Origin of the sequence: Pseudomonas migulae NBRC 103157, from assembly GCF_002091715.1 — a bacterium.
GTDB lineage: Bacteria > Pseudomonadota > Gammaproteobacteria > Pseudomonadales > Pseudomonadaceae > Aquipseudomonas > Aquipseudomonas migulae_A.
This window is the reverse complement of sequence record NZ_BDAG01000001.1, coordinates 191,886-215,289: the sequence shown is the minus strand read 5'-3', so window position 1 is coordinate 215,289 and position 23,404 is coordinate 191,886. Positions and strand designations below refer to the sequence as shown.

Here is a 23,404-nt window from a genome sequence, read left to right as displayed (position 1 = left end):
AGAGCGCTTTCAGATCGCCTTGGCATGCCTCGGTAGAGCGATAGAAATCAGTGCTGCGAGCAGCACAAATGCGCTCGATATCCACAAGCACGCCCCCAGCCCAGATACCTGATAAACCCAGCCAGAGAGCACCGTGCCGATCAACCGTCCCATGGCGTTCGACATGTAATAAAACCCTACATCCAGCGATACACCGTCTTCCTTGGCGTAGGACACAATCAGGTAGCTGTGCAGCGAGGAGTTCACCGCGAACAGCGCGCCAAAGACCATCAGCCCACCCAACAACACCACCTGTTGCGACAGCCCAGTGTCCAGCCCGAAAGAAATTGCCGCCGGCAGGCCCGCCAGTGCAAGTGCCCACAGAAACGCCGCACGACCATCCGGTACGTGCCCACGTTTCTTTCCGGTGATGTTGGGTGCAAAGGACTGCACGAGGCCGTAGCCAATCACCCAGGCCGCAAGGAAACCACCAACCTTCCAGAAGTCCCAGCCGAACACGCTGCTCAGGTACACCGGCAAGGCCACCACAAACCAGACATCGCGGGCGCCGAACAGGAACATTCGGGCTGCTGAGAGGATATTGATTGCCCGGCTCTTGGACAGGATGTCGCGAAATTTGGGCTTGGCTTTGGCCTTGCCCAGATCCTTCTTCAACAGGATCAAGCTGCTGATCCAGATCAGCGCCAGGACACCCGCCATGGCTTGCAAGGCGCCTTTGAAGCCGATGAGTGCCAGCAAGGCTCCACCAAGAAAGAAGCCGACACCCTTGAGTGCGTTCTTCGAGCCGGTGAGGATCGCCACCCACTTGTAGAGCTTGCCCTGTTGCCCATCCGGAACCAGAAGCTTGATGGAGCTTTTGGCGCTCATCTTGTTCAGGTCTTTGGCAATCCCCGACAGCGCCTGGGCCCCCATCACCCAAGGGATGGTCAGCCAAGCCACAGGAACCGTCAGCATCAACAGCGCCGCAACCTGGAGGCCCAGCCCGATGTTCATGGTTCGGTTCAGACCCAGCCGAGCGCCGAGGTAGCCACCCACCAGGTTAGTGATCACGCCAAAGAGTTCGTAAAACAGAAACAATGCCGCGATTTGCAGTGGGCTGTAGCCCAACGCGTGAAAGTGCAACACCACCAACATGCGCAAGGCACCGTCGGTGAGGGTGAAGGCCCAGTAGTTGCCCGTGACGAGCAAGTACTGCCGTACTTCCGGAGCGAGGGCTGACAACGCTTTCATGACCGCTCCTTAGACTGCCAGACCGACCATTCTGGCCAGCTCGACGGTGCGGTTGGCATAGCCCCATTCGTTGTCGTACCAAGCATAGAGTTTGACCTGGGTACCGTTGATGACCATGGTCGACAGCGCATCGATGATCGATGAGCGTGGGTCGGTGCGGTAGTCGATGGACACCAGTGGACGCGTCTCGAAACCGAGGATGTCTTTCAGCTCGTTCTCGGAGGCATCCTTGAGGAACTGATTCACCTCCTCGACAGTGGTGGCCCGCTCGACCTCGAAGACACAATCGGTCAGGGAAGCGTTGGCCAGCGGCACGCGTACGGCGTGACCATTCAGACGCCCACGCAGCTCCGGAAAGATTTCGGCAATGGCGGTGGCCGATCCGGTACTGGTTGGGATCAGGCTCATGCCGGAGGCACGCGCCCGACGCAGATCCTTGTGTGGCTGATCGAGGATGCTTTGGGTGTTGGTCAGGTCATGGATGGTGGTGATCGAGCCGTGGCGAATGCCCAGCTTTTCGTGGATCACTTTCACCACTGGCGCCAGACAGTTGGTGGTGCACGAAGCCGCCGTGACGATGCGATGTTCCGCCGCATTGAACAGCTGATGGTTGACGCCCATGACGACGTTCAACGCCCCTTTTTCCTTCACTGGAGCGCAGACCACCACACGCTTAACGCCCTGATCCAGGTAGGCCTGCAACACCGCCACGGTTTTCATCTTGCCGCTGGCCTCGATCACCAGATCGCAACCCGACCAGTCGGTGTCGGCAATCGCTTTGTTCGCCGTTACTTTGATCCGCTTACTGTCGATGACGACGCTATCGCCTTCGGCGCTGGTTTCGCTGTGCCAACGACCATGCACCGAGTCGAAGTTGATCAGGTGCGCATGGGTTACTGCATCGCCTGCCGGATCGTTGATTTGCACGAACTCAAACTCCGGCCAGCTCCAAGCTGCTCGCAGAGCGAGGCGACCGATCCGACCAAAACCATTGATGCCAACTTTGATAGTCATGTTGTTGTGCTCTGTATCTGTAGTCAGTGGGAGTTCGACTGGGTGTCGAACTGGCCGATGTATTCGATATGGGCAGGATGCTGAATAGCGCGCGGGCGCAGCGACTGAACATCGCGGACGGCATCGCTGAATGGCACACCGCTCTCGATCAACAGTTGAGCGGCGACCAAACCGGTACGGCCCGAGCCGCCCTTGCAATGGATGGCAATGGTTTTCCCATCGATCAGCAGCTGCTGGAGACGCGGATGATGCTGTTCCCATGCGGCTTTGAATGCTTCGCCAGGCGCTTGATCATCTTCGACGGGCAGGTGAAACCACTCGATGCCGAGCATTTGGCACTCTTCGGGCAGCAGGTCGATCTCGTTCTGAAGCAACTCTTCGGTCGGCATCAGCGTTAGCAACGCCGATGCACCTGCATCCTTAAGGGTTTGTAACGCCTCGAAAGGTCGGGTGCCCTTCGTACCTGGGCACGGGGTGAAGATCAATTGGCCATTGAACTGTGCCAGAGGCAGTACGGAATAAGGGTGTTGTTGCACGGTGAAAAATCCTCAGATGGAGCGCTGATTGACACGTTTCATGAGTTCTTCCGCTGACTCTTTGCGCTCGGAATAACGATCAACCAGATAGTCCTGACGGTCACGGAGCAGCAGCGTGAATTTCACCAACTCTTCAATCACATCAACGACACGGTCGTAGAACGGAGAAGGCTTCATCCGACCGTTATCGTCGAATTCCATATAAGCCTTCGGCACGGAGGATTGGTTGGGGATGGTGAACATGCGCATCCAACGTCCCAGCACTCGCAGCTGATTGACCACATTGAACGATTGCGAGCCACCGCACACCTGCATGACGGCGAGGGTTTTGCCCTGGGTCGGGCGTACCGCACCCATCGCGAGTGGCACCCAGTCGATCTGCGCTTTGAACACTGCGCTCATGGAACCGTGACGTTCTGGAGAACACCAGACCTGCCCCTCGGACCACAGCATCAGCTCGCGCAGCTCCTTCACACGTGGATGATCGTCGGGGGCGTCATCTGGCAGCGGCAAGCCTGACGGATTGAAGATCCTCGACTCAGCACCGAAGTGTTCCAGCAGCCGAGCGGCTTCCTCGACCATCAGACGACTGAAGGAGCGTTCACGGGTCGATCCGTACAGCAGCAAAATGCGCGGCTTGTGGATGGAGGTCTTCTCAATGCCTAGTTTGTAAGCCGATGGGAGATCAACCAGTTCGGTATCGAGATGGGGGATAGGGTCATCAAACATAGTCTTTGTCCTGCGCAATGGCGCTCTTGGATTCATCGGACCAACGGCGTTTCAACCAGAAAGCCACACCGACTAGGGAAATCAGCACCGGTACTTCCACCAGCGGGCCAATCACGGTGGCGAAGGCGACCGGCGAAGCCAGGCCGAAGATAGCAATCCGATGATTTAGCTTTCACAGCAGGCGAGTGCCCGTTCAGGACGGTCGCCCATTTCATCAAGGCGCTTGGCGTCAGGGCTCAACCAATGCTTGTTGCTTTCGAGCACAGTGGTCAGCACTTGATGGACCCAATCTGGGAGATTCGGGTGCAGCCGGTAATAAACCCATTGGCCTTGCCGACGGTCCGACAACAGACCGCAACTGCGCAGCTGCGCGAGGTGTCTGGAGACTTTTGGCTGACTCTCATTCAACGCGCAGGTCAACTCGCAAACACATAGCTCTCCTTCACGGGTGATGAGCATCATCGTGCGAACCCTTGTGTCGTCAGCCAGGCATTTGAAAACAGTGGTCGGTGTCAGATGGTCAGCCATAACGGTTCTCAGTGTTTGTTTTTAACCAAGACGAACATCTTGATGCGCTCATGAATTTCGTGAAGGGTGTGACGGAAGGCATCGGGTTTGACGCTGGTGACCGGGTCCTCAAAACTCCAGGCCAACGCCTCACCGGCTCCGGGTAAAGACAGGCATTCCGCTGCGGCTTTATCACACAAGGTGATGACGTAATCGAAGCGCTCACCACGGAGCTCCTCTATCGACTTGCTACGTAATCCTTCGGTGCTCACACCGATGTGGGAAAGTGCCTCAAAGGTGCGCGGATCTACCTGAGTCGGAGTTGTGCCGGCACTGAACGCCTCGAAATGCTCCGAATCGGTATGCCTCAGCAATGCTTGGGCCAACTGAGAGCGAGCCGCGTTGGCGGTACAGACGAACAGGACGCGGGCTTTGCTGATCATTGTGAAGTCTCAGTACACATACGGTTTGTCGAATATATGATTTTTCGTATGAAAGGTAAAGAGTCAACGATAGGCTAATCCTTCGAAGCGCTTAGGCACTGCCGATTACTTTCGCCGAAGTCCTCAATCTTGACGGCTTCTTGGGAAATTACTAACCGGTTCGCTTGAAAGTATATGTAGATATGCATATATGATTTTGCAATGAGACTGCCATTCACGCAGAAACGATAGGCACTCCCTGCTCATAGCCCGTCATCAACAAGAACGTAGGCGCCCGGCCATAAACGAGGAGTTTTCTACGGTCGCGACGCAAGGTGTATGGAAATTAGCGAAATTATGTCCTGAGCATAAACTCGCTAACTTCGATACATATGCTGGGTGTGGTGGATATTGCTCCGTCGGCAGAATAACCTCGTGAACAACTGGTTGACTGGCCGCCGAGCCGCAAGGTCCACGCGCCAGCGGGAACTGTTCATCTAACGCAATTTTCCTGCATTTTGTGTGTGAGCGCAGCGCATACGCCGCAAGGATTTTACCCATCAGCAGATCAAAAGAACCTAGCTAACAGATTTCCCAGGCGGGCCAAACGCAGGTACTGACAACAGAGCGACCTGCTCTTATGTCAATCCACAAAAAAAAAGGCGCCACTAGGGCGCCTAAGCCGCCTCCCAAACCAAAGGAGAAACAAGGAGACGGGGTGTACCTGGTAGTCGAACAATTGGTGCCGCAGGTTAGCGCTCGTTAAAGCAGTTGCAGTGGGTACTCGACAATCAGTCGGACCTCATCCAAATCAGATTCGAAATCGGTAGCACGCGTGGTTGCTTGGCGAACACGCAGAGACATGTCCTTCAGAGAGCCTGACTGGATGATGTACTTAGCCTCAATGTCTCGCTCCCAACGCTTTTGGTCTTGCAATGGCGCTCCATCTGCCCCGCGACGCATGTACACGCTGTTCGCGTTGGAATAATCAGCGTCCCACCCCTTCGCGTAGCGAGTCATGAAGCTAAGGCCCGGAATGCCGAAAGCTTGCATATCAAGGTCGTAGCGTAGCTGCAAGGATTGCTCTTTCGGTGAGTTGAAGTCGCTGTACTGGATGGAGTTATCCAGAAAAATCGAGTCCGATTGGCGTAGGTAATCGAAATCGTCATTGCCGTTGCTGCGTTGATAGCCAACGGTCACCGTATGGACGCCGAATTTGACCCCGGCTTTTCCGCTCCAGATATTGTTATCAAAGCTGTCTAGGAGTTTTTTACCCTCGTCGACCGCGCGGTAGTAATTAAATCCACCGATCAACGCGACGTTGTCTGAGAGCGGGTAACTAAGCGAAGTGCCAGCGTAATACTGATTCCAAACGTCCTTGAATTGGCTGGCGTAAAGACTCACACCAACAAACTCATTGACGGTGTAATCCCCCCCTAGGTAAGCAATCCACGGAGCATCAACAGCACCGGCATAGAAAGTCGAAAAGCCGTCACGCATGCTGCTGGAGTTGGGTTGGCTCATCGCATGCAGCCGGCCGCCCTGAATGGTCAGGTCTTTAATGCTGGTATTGGTGAACGTTGCTCCCCGGAAACTCTCTGGCAGCAGTCGAGAATCGCCATATGCCACGACAGGCGTGGATGGAAATACGTCTCCTACTTTGACCACCGTATCCATAAAGCGAGCCTTCGCAGCTCCGCCTACTTTTGAGTAAGAGTCTTCAGGTTGGCCTTTGCTGTTATAGGGCATGACATCCACTGAGCTTCGAGCCCCCGAGCGCCCATCACCCGAATCAAGCTTGAGTCCTACCATTGCAAATGCATCAATGCCGAACCCGACGGTGCCTTCGGTGAAGCCAGACTCAAAGCGCCCGATAATCCCATGAGCCCATTCTTCAGCGTAGCCATTGCCTGTGGGACTTGACTGGCCCTTTCGATAGTCACGATTGAAGTAGAGATTACGATTGAGAAGACTAAGGGTGCTCCCTTCAATGAACCCCTCAGGTTTTTGCTCAACGGCCACTGCAACTTGCCCCATGCTCATGCCAAGGGCAATGAGAGAAAGACCATAAAAGCTTTTATTGTTCATTTAACACTCCAGGCTTTAGCTTGGCAGAGTTTCTTTATGAAATATTTTTATCATTATAAAAAAGCCACCGGCACGTAGAGATTCCCTCTAGGTGCCGGCAGACATAATTCCATACAAAAGATAACTCCAGCGTGACCTGAAAATTACTTATACGTCAGCGACCAGTAAGCATGCTTAAAAAGCATAATTGAATGATCTGACGTAGGCATGACGCTTAGGGGCTAGCTTCCATGTGGGCAGTTGGTACCCATAACCTTGTACTCCACGGTGTTGAGCTTCCCAGCCGAGTCTTCATAGGTCATACGCGAAGGCGCAACACTACAGGATTTGTTGGCTTGCGTGACACTGACAACCTTCTGAATATCGAGGCTCATACCATACTCATAATGAACAACTTCAGGGATGGCCTTACCATTTTTTAAGGCATATTGCTCCATCGCCTGTTGGTTTTCTTGCATCATCCGGCCGTAAACGCGGTCACCGCCGCCTTCAGCCATTGCCAATGAAGACAAGGTTAAAATAGAAACGGCGAAAAGTGCTTTTAATGCTTTCATGATTTTCTCCTAGAGCTCACTTACTTCTGACTAGAGGATAACCAATGAAGCCTTTCAGAAAGCTGCCGCGGATATTACATATGTGTAAGGTGTCCCGTGTACTCGTGAGTTCGACTCTTAGAAATTTAATTTTTTGGCGGGTACTCTGAATGCGTCATACGAGCATCAGAAATTAGCTCGAGTTCTACATGGAGTATCTATGAGCCTTTTATTGAAAAATACATATCCCCCATATCACGGAGAGCTGCTTGGCACACTCCAGTAGCATGAGTCGTTTGCGCACAGCTAGATTAGGCAGCGAACGTGTTACAAATGCCATTACGGGCTGAGAAAGTTCGGGGCTACGTTGAGCGCGGAAAACACGATCGACAGGATGGTCATCAACAGCCATACGAAACCATCCCAGTATTTTATCGCGGCCAGCAGCAAGGCCCCGACGATTGGCAGCAAGGACAGCCCCTTCAGCAAGCGAAAGGTCCTGGTGAGCGTTCGGCCCTGCTTGTCGACCTGGTCAATGGTGATCCTGAGCAAGCCCTGAAGTTTTGGGGGATAGGTTTTTATCTTGTCCTTAAAATCATCGAAGATGACATTGAAACTGTGTAGCAAGCGCTCTGTTTGCAGCATTTGATTGTGCAGGATCGCAAGCAGAACCACAGAGACGACTGCCAGCCCAAGGACAAGAATAAAACCTTCGAATTTTGAGGTTGTTTTCTCCAGCACGACCAGACCCGCTAGCGATATCGGCAGGGCAAGCATCTTGCCCGCGATGTCACCCAGTACCCCACTAAGCTTAGTGCCATAGTCGATTTCAGCCTGGGCCACCTCGCGCCGGGCCCGCTCAAACGAGAAGCTATAGACGTAGGTTTGCAGATTCGCACGGTACGTGGCGAGGATCTCCCGCCACTCCCGCACGATCACCAAGAATAGATTCGGCTCGCTCTCAAACTTCTCGATGACGCTCGCCACCGCCATCCGAATCATCAATTTTCGTTCGGAGAGGTGCGCCTTGTTTTCGTTTTTTCGATTGAGTATTTCTTCCAACAAGCTCAGGTGGTTGAGCTCATAGTCAAGAACCTTGACGTCAACCTGGGTAGGCAACAGAAAAGTTCTCGGAGGCTTAGCCCCATCAGGAGGCAAGGCAAAAAACAGGTTATAACCATCTAGACTGCTGTCTTTGTCGACACCGATCGCTAGCAGTGCAAGCAGCTCGATCAGCCGGCAAACGCGCCTGAGCGTCTTAATCGCCGAAGGTTCGGTGTCATCACTATCCGCCCAACTGAGCTCAACAATGTACACGTTGCTCGGAAATTGGCCCTTGCCCAATGAGCCATTGCGAGCGACAAACTCGCCTAAGTTCGCGTAGAACCGGCCCGACTCGTTCGATGGCAAGCGAAACTCAATATCGAGAGAGTCAGCTTTTTCAGAGCAATGCTCGAACTTGCCATAAGCTGCGGGCAGGTCATCACACATTCGCAACGCACCGATAATGTCGGGCGTTGGCCTCCCGTCATAGCGGATGACCCCATCCTCAATGGTGGGCGCTCCGAGGGCACGGTAGAGAGCTACCACATTGGAAAACATTCTTAGCCAGCCCTAGCCAGCAATTCTTTCTCGATCACACCAACCAGTTCGGCAGTCAGATTGGACAGGGTCAACTTCTTCCGTCCCTCATCATAGTAAACGTCTGCGGCCGGATCCTTACCTAACGCTCCACGCTCGAATTGCAACGACCAGTTAGCAGCGTCCCCCTTGATACGGGTCTTCTCTTTCAGCGATTTCGCATTGACCGTAAAGTCGTCCGGCACCTTATGTTTCTCACTATTCAAATAGTCTTTCAGACCAACGATTTCATCCACTAAGTCAGCGGGTACGTGTGCGACCGCGACGTGGCAGATGGCGTCCAGGCGCGCGGACTTGCCTGCGGCCAACTGTTCCTCCAGATATTTGATCACCGCCTCTTTGGCCTTATAACCAAAGCTTTTTAACGCTTTGTTGTCGCGAAAAAACCGGGCAACGTTATCAATTGCATTTTTGGTAGCGCGTCCGGAGGCCACTCCTTTCGCACAACCCAGTGCAGAAATGAAATAGTCAGATGCCTGACTATCACGGCCGCGGCTGATGAAGCACAGGTAGGTTGAATCCACTTCATCCTCTGCGTCATCCTCATCCTCATCCTCATCCTGCTCAGGCGCAGCAGCGGCCGCAGCAGCCATAGCCTTTATGGCCACGAAGCTAGCCAAGTTGATCCTGGCGGCCTGCTGAACCTTGTTGAGATCGACCTCTTGAATTTCCTTCGGCACATAGTTTTCGTCCAGCTGAATACCACCGCGCTCCTTCATGCTGGCGACCAGGAAAAAGTCGGTTGCGCCCGAGGTGTACTGGGCGCAAAGGATGTGTCCACCAGTCGACAAGACTTGATTACCGGCTTGCTCCACCAGTTGGTCCATTGCCAAGTGGGTCAAGTCGATAAATTGCGCTTTATCATCTTGTACTTCTACGAACGCGGTGAAGCGCTCTGGAAACGGCCCCTGACGGTCATCATTGGCAAACTGTCCATAGACCACGCTGTTGCCTTCTTTGCCAATGAGGCCGTGGATGCCATTGACTAGAAAATGTAATGCAGGATTTTCAGTATCGAGCGCCACATCCTTCTTGACCACCTCGGAGATAAAGCTGGTCTTGGCCAGCTTCTTGAAGCTGTGAATAATGGCAGTTTTCAGTGTGATCATAGGTCGAATTCCGTTCCGATAGTATCAATATGGAATCACTGAAAATAACACTTTACCCAACAAACTTCAGGGCTTATCTCGGCACGTGACACCGCCTAAGGGCTTCAACACTTAGGCAATGAGTAAGACCACAAGAACCCCATAACTGTACATGCATACAGCATGATAATCTATGCCGTTCATCAACACGAGGGTCGGAGCGTTGAAGCGCGGACAGCACCATCTCGGATTGCCACAAACCATGGTCTCTATCATAGACTCAGTCTGAGAGAGTTTTTCCAGCCTTATCCGTCAGTGCTGGAGCTCAACTGGGGAGTGTGGACCACTATCGCGAACTCTCGTGTTGGATCGCTCGGATCCTTTGTTTGAAGCAACTCTTCAAAGGAGCCGATCCCAAAGATCACCCATGGTTCTGGGTAATGTCGCAGGAGGCGTTTTGCCTGCTGACGAACAGATTCTGGGAGGGTCTTATCTCTGGACAGCTCACGCAAGAACTCGCCTGTTTGGACAATACTCCGGGTACGCTCGCAGGGCATGGTCATGTGTCGCCACTCCGCTAGATTTTTCACTTAACCTTAGAGAGCCCACCACCATCGCCTAGAGCTCTGTGGGTGCGAGCCATTCGTTTGAATTGTAGCAAGCACGCCGCTCGGCTCCTCTGAAGTAAACAGGCCCCCATAGGGCCTGGTTCTCGGGGACGATTGCTGATACGTCGCCAACGCCATGTCTTGGTAAGCACCGGGAAAATACGGGGATGGTTGAGTCGGACGAAGCCCAAAACATTGAACGTCGATGAATGCCACATTACGCACCAGTGACTCTCAGTACAGGCTCTGCGCGACGCCCAGGTCTGTTCGTACCCTTCGACCGGGTCCCATCAACCGCCATCGATAGATAGCTGGGAGAAGCTCGGGTACTTTTCTGGCGGTGCATCATTTCAGTGAGTCGTGTAGGCTTTTCTCATCTATTTTGTGAGGTCTAATCGATGGCCCCACAAAATAAATGATTTTTCGTGATTGTTTGTTGGGGCTCGGAATCACCTATTTTGGGAGCCGACAGCTAGCTCCGGTCATCCCTGTGTAGATCGGCTTTATGCTCCTGGCACCTCTGATAGGCGCTTTGGCTTCGAAAGCTTCCAAACTGCCGTCGACAGCTGCCAGAGCGGTCACCTTCAGCTCATCGACACGTAACTCTTTGGTGGTTCTCCCGCTGGCTCTGGCATTGAAGAAATTCGAGGGCTTGCTGCCGCTGCGGTGATAACCCAGACGTTGATTGCGTTGATCTACATCCGCGCAATACCGGCACTCGTCTGGCGGAAAAAATCGCAGGCGGTGTCAGTGACCTCACAGGTTTGCAACTCAACTCAAGATGGACCAGCTGCGCGCTGATCACAATTTACTTAACCACGCACAAGTAATTCAGATTGGTTTGACCGATATTACGTCGAAATACCGAAATTTCTTTTTTTTAGCTTCATTTTTGGCGTCTTGTTCGGCAACAAGCGTGCTCAAGGTATTCGCATCGTAGATAAACACTTCTACATCGCCTTCAAACTCCATCGTAACGTGTAGGGTAACCCGAAGCTTCGGAGAGAGAGATTTAGCAAAGGATCTCGGCTTTGGGCTAGGCTCAGCTTTTGAGACGACCTCCGGTTCAGGCTTTTCCGTGGAAAGCTGTGGATCCGATTGGTTTGATGAGCCAAACAGGGCCAGGCGCATTTCTTCCTCACTCAGTTCTGCCATCATCTGGAATTCTCTCGTTGCTTAAGAATGGGACATTCTACACAAGGCTTCGCGATTTCAGTCCGATCAACCAGGAACGAACGCCTCCTTTTGCATGGTGATCAAACATAATCGTCTGCGGTACGACGATACTGCTTTGGAGTCCCAGAGGGGCGACCTGACTTGCCAATATGTGTCGATGATCGCACGTCCGATATCGTTGATAACGGCTGCCGGCTCGAGTTAATGATGCATGGAGGTAAAGAAAAAAATTACAACCAAAAGAATGAGACAAACTGAGGCGGCCAAAACAATGACTCTTTCATCCATGGGGGGAACTCCTAAAATATTTCTGAAAGTCTGACCCCGCACGCAAAAATGTCTCACGGATCTTCAGACTTGAGCGGCTTCGTGACTAGCCACGCCACCCAAATTTAGCACCCCCCGGCGAGGTGGGGATGATTTGTGATCTTGCCGGGACTCCGTCCCCGACAGAGTTCGCATCTGCGCCTCCTGTTCCAAGGCAATGGATGTTAGGTAGAACCATCTGCGCCAACGATCCTTTTGCCAGCTTGCTTGCTCATTCAAATTAAATACCTACGATCCTGGGGGATCGACACGCTCCATTGAGGCTGCACATCAAGAACATTCTGGCAGTAGCGTTTGTGCAACATGCTGCGTGTGAATGCGATGTTTTGCGCTGCGGGTCATGAAGCGCTCATGGAAACGAACGTAGCAAACAAGAGCTACGCATTGGCTGGTGGATCGCACGCATGCCAATTTTATAAAGAGAGCAGATAAACATTACAAAATTGTAATTTTCCAATCATGTCCCCGTTATCTCCAGATTGCAACGATACAGCTCGGCGACGATACGGGAGGCGCAACCTGCTTCCCGTAAACAATAATTCCAGCCGAAGAGCTTTCTAGTTCTGCCGAACCTAAGGAGTGATGGATGAATAACAACACAAAATATTCGATGGCCGCGTTGGCAATCGTTGTCAGTTCTGGCCCTTCCGTAGTATTTGCGGAGGAGAAGGCCGAAGGGTTTATAGAAGGCAGCAGCCTTACGGTTCTTAACCGAAACTACTACTTCAATCGTGATCACCGGAACGGTCAGTCGAGCGCGACAGGCAACGGGTATTCCGAAGCGTGGGCACACGCAATCATCAGTAAATTCGAGTCCGGTTTTACTCAGGGCACCGTGGGTGTCGGTGTTGACGCGTTCGCCATGATCGGATTGAAACTCGACACGGGTGACGGCCGTAATGGTGGCCGTAGTTCGTTCGACGTACTCCCTGTCAATAGCGACGGAGAGGCACGGGACGAATACACCAAAGTAGGTGGTGCGGCTAAAGTTCGTGCTTTTGACACCGTAGTGAAAGTCGGTGATGTATTTCCGGCCAACCCTGTTGTCGCTGCTGGTGATTCGAGACTTCTGCCGGAAAGCTTCCGTGGTGTGACGGCGACCAATACTAGCATTGAAGGTTTGACAGTTCAGGCGGGTCGCCTTCACTCTATGAGTCAGCCGACTTCCAGTAATATGCGCGACAACTTCGCGACCTTCTATGCAGGGCCAGTAAACTCGCCGTGGGTCGGCTACTTTGGCGGTGACTATAACCTAAACAAGAACGTAATCGTCAGCCTCTATTCCAGCCGCCTCAAAGACGCTTGGAATCAATACTATGCTGGCACGGGGTTAAATTACGCATTGACGGATGAGCTTTCCGTATTCGGTGGGGTGAACTACTACAAGGCCGTCGACGAAGGAAAAAAACTTTTAGGTGAGTTCGATAACAATATCTGGAGTGCTAAAGTCGGCGTGAAGTATGGTGCCCACTCGGTTGCACTGTCTCACCAACGAAATAATGGTAATGACGACTTCGACTATCTGCGTCAATCTGATTCAATTTTTCTTGATAACTCAATCCAGTACAGCGACTTCAACTCGCCGAAAGAGCGCTCATGGATGGCTCGCTATGACCTCGACATGACCACGTATGGCGTGCCAGGGTTATCGTTTATGACACGTTACGGCCGTGGCACCGACGCCGATTACTCGAACGCTAACGCGACGTACATGCGACGCGATGCCGACGGAAATCCGCTGACCGATCAGAAACGCTGGGAACGCGACATCGAGGCAAAATACGTCGTTCAGACAGGTACTTTGAAAGACATGTCTTTCCGCCTGCGGCAGGCGACCATTCGCTCAACCGCATTTGAGTCGGATCTGGATGAAGTACGTGTGATTGTTGAGTATCCACTGGCTATTCTGTGACATTGAGCGGGATGACTCGCTCTCGGAGCATCCCGCTCTTTGAAAGTTACAAAAATGTCATTTTTCAATCATCTTCACGTTAGGTTACGTTTCTTATACTTATCGTGAGTTAATAGAATTCTAGCTAGCGCATCTAGCTTGGATTCTATAGATGAGTAACTAGTCTGCGAAAGTCTGAACTCAATGCTGTTCAGTTGTAATATCCGCTCACCTTTGGAAGCTCCTTTGCTCCTTTGGAAAAGGTGAATTTTTAAGACGTCCTCCGGGACGTCTTTTTTTGGCCTGTCAAAACTTGAGCAAATAAAAAACGCCCGACACCTTTGAATAACGAGGCGGATCGCGCGTTAATGACTCTTCCGATTGCAACGCAGATATTAGCCGCCTCGTTTACGGCAGTCTCCAGCGACCGTGTAAGTGATCGTATTTAGCTGTCCTTCGGAATCTTCATAGGTCATTGCAGCAGGCACTACTGCGCAGACTTTCGCAGGCCTCACCACACTTATCACCTTTACAACATCCACCTTCATCCCGTACTCGTATTCTTTCGCCACCGGAGCGCTCTTTCCCTGGCTAATTGCATACTGTTCCATCGCTCTGGCATTAGCCGTCATCATTTTTTCAAAGGCCTTGTCTCCTCCCCCTTCCGCAAGTACGAGAGAGGAAAACGCCAGAGCTCCAGCGAAAGTAATAATGTTCATGAACTTCATATCTTGCACCTCATATATTAACTGTTACAAGGATATCAATTCGAACATTGCGACGGCGTGGCGCCTAAATTACGAATGTGTAATAAAGCCGTACAAAAAAACCGCGACCGGAAACCGGTAGCGGTTTTTTATACACAGTACTACTACATTTCACCTGTCTCATCTTTAGCATCACTTGACACCACGGGGTCGCTCTTTCCTTCTTTAGCTGCGTATTTCTCCATTGCCAGGTCATTTGCGGCCATCATTTTTTCGAAGGTTCTGTCCCCCCCACCTTCGGCCAAAGCAACTGAAGAAAGGATTAAAGCACCCGCAAAAGCGCAGATTTTAGCAATTTTCATACTGACACCTCATATAGTTAACGCTATTAGGGTATCAATTCGAACCTATCAACACGGTGGCGCCAAAATTACAGATTCGTTATGTAACTTTTCTAAAAAAGCCCACTATTGAATCTCAATAGTGGGCTTGAAAGCCAAAGAACTATAGGGCTGCTATTTTGTCGTCTTCGGCTTCATCCTCATCTCGACGGTGCGCCCAGTGATAAAGCGCAGGCAATATCAGCAGAGTCAATGCAGTTGAGGATAGGATGCCCCCGATTACCACGGTAGCCAGTGGTCTCTGGACCTCTGCCCCCGTTCCGGTAGCCAGCGCCATCGGGATAAAGCCAAGGGAGGCCACCAAAGCGGTCATCAACACTGGGCGCAACCGTGTCAAAGCCCCTTCATTGATCGCAGAGCTCAACGAATGTCCTTCCTCCCGAAGATTGCGGATGAACGCAATCATCACCAGACCATTCAGCACCGCCACGCCTGACAACGCGATGAAACCAACACCTGCCGAGATCGACAGCGGGATGTCTCGGAGCCATAAAGCCATGACCCCCCCCGTCAGAGCGAATGGAATACCGGTGAACACCAATAGGCCATCCTTGAGGTTGTTGAACATCATGAACAAGAGTGCGAACACCATGAGCAGGGCCACCGGGACGACAATCTGTAGTCGCTTGGCAGCGGATTGGAGCTGCTCGAATTGCCCACCCCAGGTGGTCCAATAACCGACCGGGATCTGCACCTCTTTATCAATGGCCTTACTGGCCTCCTGTACAAATGAGCCGATATCCCGTCCACGCACGTTGGCGCTGACGATCACCAGACGCTTGCCGTTTTCACGGCTGACCTGGTTTGGTCCCAGCACCAGATCGAGGCTCGCCACTTCTGAAAGAGCAATAAACCCGATCTGATCGGCATTGCTGTTAAGCAGCGCCGGCACCGGGATTAGCAGTGTGGACAATCCCTCGAGATCCTTACGCATGGCATCGGATAAACGCACCACCATGTCGAAGCGGCGGTCTCCTTCATACATCGTACCGGCTTGACGGCCACCGACCGCCACCCCAATGGTGTCTTGTACGTCGCCTACGTTCAGACCGTAACGGGCGGCTTTATCACGGTCGATGTTGATGGTCAGTACCGGCAGCCCCGACGTTTGCTCGACCTTGACCTCGGAGGCGCCATTGATTTTCTGCATGGACGCGGCAATTTTTGCAGCGGTGCTGTTAAGCACCGCCATGTCATCACCGAAGACCTTCACCGCCACATCACTGCGCACGCCTGAAATCAGCTCGTTAAAACGCAGTTGAATAGGCTGAGAAAGCTCATAGTTACTTCCGGGCATCGCGGCTGTAGCTTTTTGGATATCGGCTATCAACGCCTCCCTGGATTTATTCGGATCAGGCCACTGATTCTTCGGCTTGAGCATCACATAGCTGTCAGAGATGTTTGGTGGCATTGGATCGGAGGCAATTTCTGCTGTACCAGTACGAGCAAACATCCGCTTGACCTCAGGTACCTTTGCCAACACAAGGTTTTCAAGACGTTGCTGCATTTCTACCGATTGCGTCAGGCTGGTACCTGGTACACGCAATGCTTGCAACGCGAAATCCCCTTCACTGAGACTCGGCACAAACTCGCTGCCCATTCGACTAGCGACCACACCGCACACCGCGATAATGCCTAGTGCTATGGCGAATGCCAGTGATCGATGGCCCATGACCCATTCTAGCGCCGGGGCATACACCCGACGGGCGCCACGCATGATGATGTTCTCTTCTTCCTTGACCTTGCCGGTGACGAACATCGCAATCGCCGCCGGGACAAAGGTCACCGACAACAGCATCGCACCGAGCAAGGCGATCACTACGGTAAACGCCATTGGGTGAAACATTTTTCCTTCGACGCCGGTGAGGGCAAAAATCGGCAGGTACACGACCATGATGATCAGCTGGCCGAAAATCAACGGTCGGCGTGCTTCCTTGGCCGCCGCGAACACTTCGTGAAAGCGTTCGGAGCGGGTGAGGATGCGTCCGTGGTGTTGCTGCGCATGGGCCAGACGTCGGATGGCGTTTTCGACAATCACCACCGCGCCATCAACGATGATGCCGAAGTCCAGAGCTCCGAGGCTCATCAGGTTCGCGCTGACCTTGTTAGTGAACATGCCGGTGAATGTGAATAGCATCGCGAGCGGGATCACCATTGCAGTGATCAGCGCGGCGCGAATGTTGCCAAGGAACAGGAACAGAATCGCGATTACCAGGATCGCACCTTCAATCAAGTTCTTCTTAACGGTGGCGATCGCCTTGTCCACCAAATTGGTACGGTCATAGACGGTGACTGCTACCACCCCTTTTGGCAGTGAGCGGTTGATTTGTTCAAGCTTGCTGGCAACTGCCTGGGCTACGGTGCGGCTGTTCTCACCGATCAGCATGAAGACTGTGCCGAGCACCACTTCACGACCGTTTTCGGTCGCGGCCCCCGTGCGCAACTCACGGCCGATGTCCACGGTTGCGACGTTCTTGACGCGGATGGGCGTGCCGTCGACGTTGGCCATGACAATATTGGCGATATCGTCGGTGGTAGCTACTTGGCCGGGTGCGCGAATTAGTAACTGTTCGCCACTGTGCTCGATGTAACCGGCACCGACGTTGGCATTGTTGCGCTCCAGCGCTGTAACAAGGTCAGTCAGTGTAAGCTTGTAAGCCGCCAAGCGTTTTGGATCGGGCGCAATCTGGTACTCCTTGGCGAACCCACCAATGGTATTGATTTCGGCGACCCCGGGAACATTGCGCAGCTGAGGTTTGATGATCCAGTCTTGGATCACCCTCAGGTCGGTCGGCGTATAGGGACTGCCGTCCTCCTTGACTGCACCTTCTTCAGCCTCGACCGTCCACAGAAAAATTTCACCCAGGCCGGTTGAGATCGGCCCCATGACGGCTTCCACGCCCTCGGGCAGTTGCTCCTTGGCCACCTGCAACCGTTCGTTGACCAATTGCCGGGCGAAGAACAGGTCCGTGCCCTCCTTGAAGATCACTGTGACTTGCGACAAACCTGAGCGTGACAGCGAGCGAGTTTGTTCTAGAGCCGGCAAACCAGCCATTGCAGTTTCGATGGGAAACGTGATGCGCTGCTCGGTCTCCAGTGGTGAAAAACCTGCGGCACCCGTGTTGATTTGCACCTGGACGTTGGTGATATCGGGAACAGCATCTATCGGCAGCTTCTGGTAGCTGGCTATACCGAGGCCGGCCATGAGGAAAACCGCGAGTAGCACGATGATGCGCTGCTCGATGGCAAATTGGATCAGGCGTTCGAACATGAGAACCTTCTCGTGGAAGTGGCGGATCAGTGGGCGTGTTCAGCCGAGGCTTTACCCAGTTCTGATTTCAGAATGAAACTGCCGGCAGCGGCGACTCGAACACCGGGTTCCAGCCCCTCCGTGATCTCGACCAGACCCGCCGAGCGGCCGCCTGTCTCCACTGGCTGAGCCTTAAACCCGTCGTCCGTTCGAACGAAAACAGTTTGCTTGTCCTCGACGGTCTGGATAGCCGCTTCGGGTACAGCGACTTTTGTTTGCCGAGTATCAGTGTCAACCTGCACAGTCACGAATAGCCCGGGACGCCATGCACCTTGTGGATTGGCCAAGGTCACGCGGACCGTGGCAGTACGGGTTTGCTCACCCAACAAACTGCCGACATAGGCCACGGTTCCAGTGACTTCGGCATTCAGTTCCGGCGCACTGACCGTGACCGACTTGCCCACCAGTACCTTGTTCAAATCCTTTGGCGAGACACCAAAGGTCACCCATACACGCGACAAGTCGGAAAGGGTGAAGGCATTAGTGGTTTCGCTGACAACCTCACCGAGGCCCAAGTGTTTCTCAACCACTACGCCGTCGAACGGCGCACGCAATTCATATCGGTTACCCCCGCTGGCCACCGAGCTGCCACTGAGTACGCTGATTTTTTGTCGAGCATTGCTGAGGGCGATTTCGGCTTCTTGCAAAGCCTGGCGGGCTTGCAGGAAATCCTGTTCGGCAGAGATTTTGTCCTGCCATAACTGTCGCTCACGCTCGTAGGTAGTACGGGCCAACTCAAGACGACGTTGCGCCGCGGCTTGTTCACTACGTTGATCAGAAATTTGTTGGCTGGCGATCACGGCCAGCAACTGGCCTTTTTTCACCGGCTGACCAAGATTGACATGGACCGACTCAACGACACCGGGTACGCGGGGCACCACATGCGCAGTGCGGTCTTCATCAAAACGGATTTCTCCAGGAAAGGGCAATGAAAGGCTAATGCTCTGCGCCTTGGCTTCGACCAACTGGATGCCGGCTGAGCTGATCTGCTCCTGGCTCAGTGTCAAGTGACCCTCTTCCGCTTCGCCTTCCGCGTGGTCGCCCTCAGCCGACTTTCCGCCCGTAGTTTCATCGCTGTGATCGTCATGGCCTTTGCCCTCCTGAGCCTGAGCTTCGGCTGAGGGCACCGATGGGCTGCTCATCCACAATGAGCCGATGCCTATACCCACCGTCAAGGTCAGTACAGTGACGAGGATTAGTTTTTTATCCATGGAGACTCCCTGCGCAGCCCAGTCGGCAGTCACGGATTACCGTGGTATTGCGATGCTGAGCAGCGGTAAAAAAAGCGTTATATGAAATTCACGGGGTTCGAGTGAGAAGGGCGACATCACCGAAAATTCGCTCGATGCGCACCCAGGCGTCTGTCGCCTCGGCGATGGCCTGGATGTATTGCGTTCGGGCGCTGATCAAAGTGCGCTGAGCATCGAGCACGTCGAGGAAGTTAAACTTGCCCATTTCGAAACCTCGGGTAGCGGTGTCGACGGCACTTTGCGCGGCAGGCAGGATGGTTTGATTGAACGACGCGACTTCAGTGTTAGCCGTCATCCACTGATCAAGGGTGGTCTGGATTTCTGTGCGCAGTCGTAACTCACTGGCGTTACGAAGGTCACGGGCTTGATCGGTACGGCGGGCGGCGGCCAGTACGTTGCCCTGGTTACGGTTAAACAATGGGATGGGCATAGACAACCCCACGACATTCACCCGCTCGCGCTCACGCTCGTCGTATTGGCTCCCGATACTCACGGTGAGGTCCGGAATTCGCTGAGCCTTCTCCAGGCCAAGGGAGGCTTCCCGCTGATCTATTTGCAGTTTTGCCAATCGCAGCTCCGCGGTTTCACCTATGCGATTAAGCAGCAGTGACGAATCCGGCACGGTTGGCATCGACCGGCTTGGATCACCCACAGACACGAATGCAGGCAAAGGCGCGCCCATGACCTGAGCGAGTCGCTGGTAGGCACTGGCCTCATCCCGCTCAGCCCGCCTCAGTTCCAGGCGCACTTCTGATAGCTGAACCTCTGCGCGTGTACCTTCAACGGGTGAGGATTTACCGCTCTTGATGCGACCTTGAGCTACACGCAAACCGCGCTCGGCGAGCTCAAGTGATTGACGTGATAACAGCAGCCTTTGCTGAGCCGTTGAGGAGCTATAAAACGCCTGAATGACATCGGCACGCAGAACATTGCGTTTGCGTTCCAATTCAATCCCGGCCGCGTCCTGAGCTCGACTGGCCACCTCGATCCTAGCCCCGCGCTTACCGCCAAGCTCGATCGGCTGGTTGATCATCACCGTTGTAGTGCGTGAGTTTCGCCGAGTATCTTCAGCCTCCCAGGAAACCTCAGGGTTAGGGATCAACCCTGCCTGCTGTCGCTCTCCCTGAGCAATACCAGTCTCCCATTGAGCGGCCGCCAGATCAGGGTTATTGGCAAAAGCAGTTTCAAGCGCCTGATCCACTGTGAGCATTTGAGCGGTCGCCGCGAACAAAGGACTAGTCAAAAGTGCGAGGATCGAAATTAGACCTGCTCTTAGCATGGTTTTATGCGTGATTGGGTGAGCAATAAACTTTCTACACCGAAGTAATTCCATCATTCCTTAAAACCTTTAAAACAAAAAGAATTTCCCATGAGGCAAATGTAATTCTCCGCACCTATCAACAAGGTGACTGAAAAATTACAAATACGTTATCCAGCGGAAAAACTTAAATTAATGCATTAGGATGAACTCAATAGGTGCTCGCACCAAGCAACAACCCGAAACAAAAAAAAAGGAGTCGGACCTAGTACTTTAGGAGGGCAAGGAAACATGACGGACCTTGCAAAGCTTTAGAAGACCATATTGCCAAGCAAATTAAAGATATAGCCAGAGTCGAAACGTTTATACAGATTAATAAAACCCTTGAACCAAGTTCTACGAACATTCAACCATTTCGATACATTTACCAGAGGGTGAAATTCTATGCGAATCCTTGTGATAGAGGACGAGCTAAAAACTGCTGAGTACTTACATCAAGGCCTGACCGAAAGTGGTTATATTGTAGACTGCGCATCGACCGGGGCTGATGGACTTCATCTAGCACGTCAGCAAGCTTATGATCTGGTAATACTAGACGTAAATCTTCCTGAGATTGATGGATGGGACGTTCTTGAAAATATTCGGCAGACTAGTACTACTCGGGTAATGATGCTGACTGCACGAGGGCGTCTGGCAGACAAAATCAAAGGATTGGATCTGGGAGCCGATGATTATCTGGTCAAGCCGTTTGAATTCCCTGAGTTGCTTGCAAGAGTACGCACGTTAATGCGCCGCAGCGAACATATTCCAGTTCCAGAGGTATTAAAAGTCGCTGATCTTGAACTTGATCAAGGCAGGCATCGCGCATTCCGCGGAAAGCAACGCATAGATCTGACGACAAAGGAGTTCGCGCTGCTTCATCTGTTGATGCGTCAATCAGGAGAGGTGTTATCTCGTACTCAAATTATCTCTTTAGTATGGGATATGAACTTTGACTGCGACACAAACGTTGTCGAAGTTTCGATACGAAGATTGAGAGCAAAAATAGATGATCCATTTGAAACAAAATTAATACATACCCTCCGTGGCGTAGGCTATGTATTGGAGGCGAGGAAATGAAACCGGTCAGCCTATCGATGCGGCTGGGGTTGACAGTTAGCATTATGGGAGCGGTACTAGTAGTGCTTTTAGCGATACTAGCTTTTTTTGCGCTTACTCACGAACTTGATTCTCGCGCAAAAAATAGCCTAGAGAAGAAGATGAGTCAGATTGAGCACAGTCTACTGATGGATATCAGTACCCGTGACATGAGTTTAAAACCACACGTGCTATTAGATCAAGTGCTGGGACACGACAATCTTAACCTGACCATCTTTGATGATGACAACATGAGTGAACCTCTGCTGAGTTTTGGAGCAGATATACCTGAAGTATCTACGAATCAAGCCGGAACTGCCGCCAGTAATAAACTGTCGTACTATTCCCCAGCCGAAGAGTCCGGAATCCACATCCTCACCGCCTCTAAGCTCATGAAATTAAAGGATGGTGAGTTCGTATCGGTCCTACTGTCTATTGATCGCTCGAATGATGAAACGCTATTGAACGCCTACCTGAGTTCGACCATTGTAGCGGTTCCACTGTTGCTAATTCTGATTGGTATCAGCGCCTGGGCTATTGTGCAACGTGGCTTATCCCCCCTCCGGGAATTCCGGAAAGTTGCAGCAATGGTTTCGGCCCATGATTTAAGTCATCGACTCTCAGTTGTCAATATGCCCCAAGAACTCAGTGAGCTTGCTCACGGCATAAACTTCATGCTGCACCGTCTTGACGGCGGAGTTCAACAACTATCGCAATTTTCTGATGACTTGGCGCATGAGCTGCGGTCACCGATTACGAACCTTATGGGGAAAGCTCAGGTAACACTTTCGCGAGAACGCCCGGCAAAAGAGTACAAGGCTGTTTTAGAGTCATGCACCGAGGAACTAGGACGAGTCACCAGAATTGTTTCAGACATGCTTTTCTTGGCCCAAGTAAGTCATCCGGCCGCACTCGTGCCGTTTGAAAGTATTTTACTAGAGGATGAAGCGCTAAAAGTCATCGACCTTTTTTCTCTATCGGCTGAGGAAAAGAGCGTTGGTATAACTGTCAGCGGATGGGGCAAAGTTTTAGGTGATCGACTCATGATTCAACGGGCTATTTCCAATCTTTTATCAAATGCCATTCGTCACTGCCCAGCAGGGCAGTCCATTGCTATAGCGATTGAAACGCAATCTGAAAAAGTCTCCCTATCAATAAGTAATCCTGGGGTAGGAATTGAGCACCAGCACTTGTATCATATTTTCGATCGCTTCTATCGTGTGGATAACAGTCGCTCACGAGCTGAAGGTGGTACTGGATTAGGGTTGGCCATTGTCCGATCCATCATGAGCCTGCACCAGGGAATGGCAGAGGTCCAAAGTATGCCGGGCCATCTGACAGTTTTTCGACTTACATTTCCAAAATATAGTACACAAAGAAACTTAAAATCCCAAAAACCAAGGGAGTGATTTTAGTAAAGCCGTAACTAAAATCACGACAAACAATAGTCTAAGAACGCGACTCCGAAAATCCATAGAGCATAGATAGCGCGGGGTACATACAAATCGCAAAGCGAGATCAACGCCCCTTGGTACATCCTGCCAGTCTCCT

General features: G+C 52.3%; 20 protein-coding genes and 2 pseudogenes. 4 read left to right on the top strand and 18 right to left on the bottom strand.

The window, feature by feature from the left end; all coding sequences use genetic code 11:
* Positions 1-9: 9 nt before the first annotated feature.
* The 12 genes and pseudogenes from arsJ to PMI01S_RS32290 all read right to left on the bottom strand — a co-directional run bounded on the left by arsJ (position 10) and on the right by PMI01S_RS32290 (position 10,345).
* Positions 10-1,230, bottom strand: a complete 1,221-nt coding sequence (gene arsJ, locus PMI01S_RS01025) for an organoarsenical effux MFS transporter ArsJ (RefSeq protein WP_084317624.1) — start codon at positions 1,228-1,230, stop codon at positions 10-12.
* Positions 1,231-1,239: 9 nt separating this feature from the next.
* The gene (locus tag PMI01S_RS01020; protein ID WP_084317623.1) at positions 1,240-2,244 is read right to left on the bottom strand and encodes an ArsJ-associated glyceraldehyde-3-phosphate dehydrogenase; all 1,005 of its coding nucleotides are present in this window, start codon (positions 2,242-2,244) and stop codon (positions 1,240-1,242) included.
* A gap of 23 nt (positions 2,245-2,267) precedes the next feature.
* Positions 2,268-2,780, bottom strand: coding sequence for a cyclin-dependent kinase inhibitor 3 family protein (locus PMI01S_RS01015; protein ID WP_084317622.1), 513 nt, complete (start codon positions 2,778-2,780; stop codon positions 2,268-2,270).
* 12 nt (positions 2,781-2,792) lie between these two features.
* Entirely contained in the window at positions 2,793-3,509 is a 717-nt protein-coding gene (arsH, locus tag PMI01S_RS01010) for an arsenical resistance protein ArsH (protein ID WP_084317621.1), read from the bottom strand.
* Positions 3,502-3,666, bottom strand: a pseudogene (locus tag PMI01S_RS01005) (arsenical-resistance protein); the annotation flags it as partial. The gene arsH and the pseudogene PMI01S_RS01005, both read right to left, overlap by 8 nt.
* A gap of 8 nt (positions 3,667-3,674) precedes the next feature.
* The gene (locus tag PMI01S_RS01000; RefSeq protein WP_030131004.1) at positions 3,675-4,037 is read right to left on the bottom strand and encodes a metalloregulator ArsR/SmtB family transcription factor; all 363 of its coding nucleotides are present in this window, start codon (positions 4,035-4,037) and stop codon (positions 3,675-3,677) included.
* 8 nt (positions 4,038-4,045) lie between these two features.
* Positions 4,046-4,459 carry an arsenate reductase ArsC gene (locus PMI01S_RS00995; RefSeq protein WP_084317620.1) on the bottom strand — a complete coding sequence of 138 codons (414 nt, stop codon included), beginning with the start codon at positions 4,457-4,459 and terminating at the stop codon, positions 4,046-4,048.
* Positions 4,460-5,200: 741 nt separating this feature from the next.
* Positions 5,201-6,526: an OprD family porin gene (locus PMI01S_RS00990; protein ID WP_084317619.1), complete on the bottom strand. Its 1,326-nt coding sequence runs from the start codon at positions 6,524-6,526 to the stop codon at positions 5,201-5,203.
* Positions 6,527-6,747: 221 nt separating this feature from the next.
* On the bottom strand, positions 6,748-7,080 hold the full coding sequence (locus PMI01S_RS00985; RefSeq protein WP_084317618.1) for a DUF2790 domain-containing protein: 333 nt from the start codon (positions 7,078-7,080) through the stop codon (positions 6,748-6,750).
* Positions 7,081-7,398: 318 nt separating this feature from the next.
* Entirely contained in the window at positions 7,399-8,661 is a 1,263-nt protein-coding gene (locus PMI01S_RS00980; RefSeq protein ID WP_084317617.1) for a hypothetical protein, read from the bottom strand.
* Between the two features lie 2 nt (positions 8,662-8,663).
* Entirely contained in the window at positions 8,664-9,809 is a 1,146-nt protein-coding gene (locus PMI01S_RS00975; RefSeq protein ID WP_084317616.1) for a nucleoid-associated protein, read from the bottom strand.
* Positions 9,810-10,093: 284 nt separating this feature from the next.
* A complete protein-coding gene (locus PMI01S_RS32290) occupies positions 10,094-10,345 on the bottom strand; it encodes a BPSL0761 family protein (protein ID WP_371850908.1) in 252 nt (83 codons plus the stop codon).
* Between the two features lie 520 nt (positions 10,346-10,865).
* On the opposite strand from PMI01S_RS32290, the pseudogene PMI01S_RS31895 reads away from it, so the two are divergent.
* Positions 10,866-11,197, top strand: a pseudogene (locus PMI01S_RS31895) (hypothetical protein); the annotation flags it as partial.
* A gap of 30 nt (positions 11,198-11,227) precedes the next feature.
* Here PMI01S_RS31895 and PMI01S_RS00960 read toward each other — a convergent pair.
* On the bottom strand, positions 11,228-11,554 hold the full coding sequence (locus tag PMI01S_RS00960; RefSeq protein WP_084317615.1) for a hypothetical protein: 327 nt from the start codon (positions 11,552-11,554) through the stop codon (positions 11,228-11,230).
* A 931-nt stretch (positions 11,555-12,485) separates the two neighbouring features.
* Between PMI01S_RS00960 and PMI01S_RS00955 the strand changes: the two genes are divergently transcribed.
* On the top strand, positions 12,486-13,811 hold the full coding sequence (locus PMI01S_RS00955) for an OprD family porin (RefSeq protein WP_084317614.1): 1,326 nt from the start codon (positions 12,486-12,488) through the stop codon (positions 13,809-13,811).
* A 374-nt stretch (positions 13,812-14,185) separates the two neighbouring features.
* On the opposite strand, the gene PMI01S_RS00950 is transcribed toward PMI01S_RS00955, so the two are convergent.
* The 5 genes from PMI01S_RS00950 to PMI01S_RS00930 form a co-directional block, all read right to left on the bottom strand.
* A complete protein-coding gene (locus PMI01S_RS00950) occupies positions 14,186-14,518 on the bottom strand; it encodes a DUF2790 domain-containing protein (RefSeq protein ID WP_084317613.1) in 333 nt (110 codons plus the stop codon).
* Positions 14,519-14,661: 143 nt separating this feature from the next.
* Positions 14,662-14,859, bottom strand: a complete 198-nt coding sequence (locus PMI01S_RS00945; protein ID WP_084317612.1) for a co-regulatory protein PtrA N-terminal domain-containing protein — start codon at positions 14,857-14,859, stop codon at positions 14,662-14,664.
* Positions 14,860-15,001: 142 nt separating this feature from the next.
* On the bottom strand, positions 15,002-18,169 hold the full coding sequence (locus PMI01S_RS00940; RefSeq protein ID WP_084317611.1) for a CusA/CzcA family heavy metal efflux RND transporter: 3,168 nt from the start codon (positions 18,167-18,169) through the stop codon (positions 15,002-15,004).
* A 26-nt stretch (positions 18,170-18,195) separates the two neighbouring features.
* Entirely contained in the window at positions 18,196-19,419 is a 1,224-nt protein-coding gene (locus PMI01S_RS00935; RefSeq protein ID WP_084317610.1) for an efflux RND transporter periplasmic adaptor subunit, read from the bottom strand.
* Positions 19,420-19,507: 88 nt separating this feature from the next.
* The gene (locus tag PMI01S_RS00930; protein ID WP_139273142.1) at positions 19,508-20,794 is read right to left on the bottom strand and encodes a TolC family protein; all 1,287 of its coding nucleotides are present in this window, start codon (positions 20,792-20,794) and stop codon (positions 19,508-19,510) included.
* A gap of 366 nt (positions 20,795-21,160) precedes the next feature.
* Between PMI01S_RS00930 and PMI01S_RS00925 the strand changes: the two genes are divergently transcribed.
* Both PMI01S_RS00925 and PMI01S_RS00920 read left to right on the top strand, forming a co-directional pair.
* Positions 21,161-21,835: a heavy metal response regulator transcription factor gene (locus PMI01S_RS00925; RefSeq protein ID WP_084317609.1), complete on the top strand. Its 675-nt coding sequence runs from the start codon at positions 21,161-21,163 to the stop codon at positions 21,833-21,835.
* Positions 21,832-23,262, top strand: a complete 1,431-nt coding sequence (locus PMI01S_RS00920; RefSeq protein ID WP_084317608.1) for a heavy metal sensor histidine kinase — start codon at positions 21,832-21,834, stop codon at positions 23,260-23,262. The genes PMI01S_RS00925 and PMI01S_RS00920 overlap by 4 nt, the downstream gene beginning before the upstream one ends.
* Positions 23,263-23,404 lie beyond the last annotated feature (142 nt).

Excerpts from the sequence above, each read along its gene's own strand:
- arsJ (WP_084317624.1), bottom strand. The coding sequence starts at position 1,230 with ATGAAAGCGTTGTCAGCCCTCGCTCCGGAAGTACGGCAGTACTTGCTC.
- PMI01S_RS01020 (WP_084317623.1), bottom strand. The coding sequence starts at position 2,244 with ATGACTATCAAAGTTGGCATCAATGGTTTTGGTCGGATCGGTCGCCTC.
- arsH (WP_084317621.1), bottom strand. The coding sequence starts at position 3,509 with ATGTTTGATGACCCTATCCCCCATCTCGATACCGAACTGGTTGATCTC.
- PMI01S_RS01000 (WP_030131004.1), bottom strand. The coding sequence starts at position 4,037 with ATGGCTGACCATCTGACACCGACCACTGTTTTCAAATGCCTGGCTGAC.
- PMI01S_RS00995 (WP_084317620.1), bottom strand. The coding sequence starts at position 4,459 with ATGATCAGCAAAGCCCGCGTCCTGTTCGTCTGTACCGCCAACGCGGCT.
- PMI01S_RS00990 (WP_084317619.1), bottom strand. The coding sequence starts at position 6,526 with ATGAACAATAAAAGCTTTTATGGTCTTTCTCTCATTGCCCTTGGCATG.
- PMI01S_RS00985 (WP_084317618.1), bottom strand. The coding sequence starts at position 7,080 with ATGAAAGCATTAAAAGCACTTTTCGCCGTTTCTATTTTAACCTTGTCT.
- PMI01S_RS00980 (WP_084317617.1), bottom strand. The coding sequence starts at position 8,661 with ATGTTTTCCAATGTGGTAGCTCTCTACCGTGCCCTCGGAGCGCCCACC.
- PMI01S_RS00975 (WP_084317616.1), bottom strand. The coding sequence starts at position 9,809 with ATGATCACACTGAAAACTGCCATTATTCACAGCTTCAAGAAGCTGGCC.
- PMI01S_RS32290 (WP_371850908.1), bottom strand. The coding sequence starts at position 10,345 with ATGCCCTGCGAGCGTACCCGGAGTATTGTCCAAACAGGCGAGTTCTTG.
- PMI01S_RS00960 (WP_084317615.1), bottom strand. The coding sequence starts at position 11,554 with ATGATGGCAGAACTGAGTGAGGAAGAAATGCGCCTGGCCCTGTTTGGC.
- PMI01S_RS00955 (WP_084317614.1), top strand. The coding sequence starts at position 12,486 with ATGAATAACAACACAAAATATTCGATGGCCGCGTTGGCAATCGTTGTC.
- PMI01S_RS00950 (WP_084317613.1), bottom strand. The coding sequence starts at position 14,518 with ATGAAGTTCATGAACATTATTACTTTCGCTGGAGCTCTGGCGTTTTCC.
- PMI01S_RS00945 (WP_084317612.1), bottom strand. The coding sequence starts at position 14,859 with ATGAAAATTGCTAAAATCTGCGCTTTTGCGGGTGCTTTAATCCTTTCT.
- PMI01S_RS00940 (WP_084317611.1), bottom strand. The coding sequence starts at position 18,169 with ATGTTCGAACGCCTGATCCAATTTGCCATCGAGCAGCGCATCATCGTG.
- PMI01S_RS00935 (WP_084317610.1), bottom strand. The coding sequence starts at position 19,419 with ATGGATAAAAAACTAATCCTCGTCACTGTACTGACCTTGACGGTGGGT.
- PMI01S_RS00930 (WP_139273142.1), bottom strand. The coding sequence starts at position 20,794 with ATGATGGAATTACTTCGGTGTAGAAAGTTTATTGCTCACCCAATCACG.
- PMI01S_RS00925 (WP_084317609.1), top strand. The coding sequence starts at position 21,161 with ATGCGAATCCTTGTGATAGAGGACGAGCTAAAAACTGCTGAGTACTTA.
- PMI01S_RS00920 (WP_084317608.1), top strand. The coding sequence starts at position 21,832 with ATGAAACCGGTCAGCCTATCGATGCGGCTGGGGTTGACAGTTAGCATT.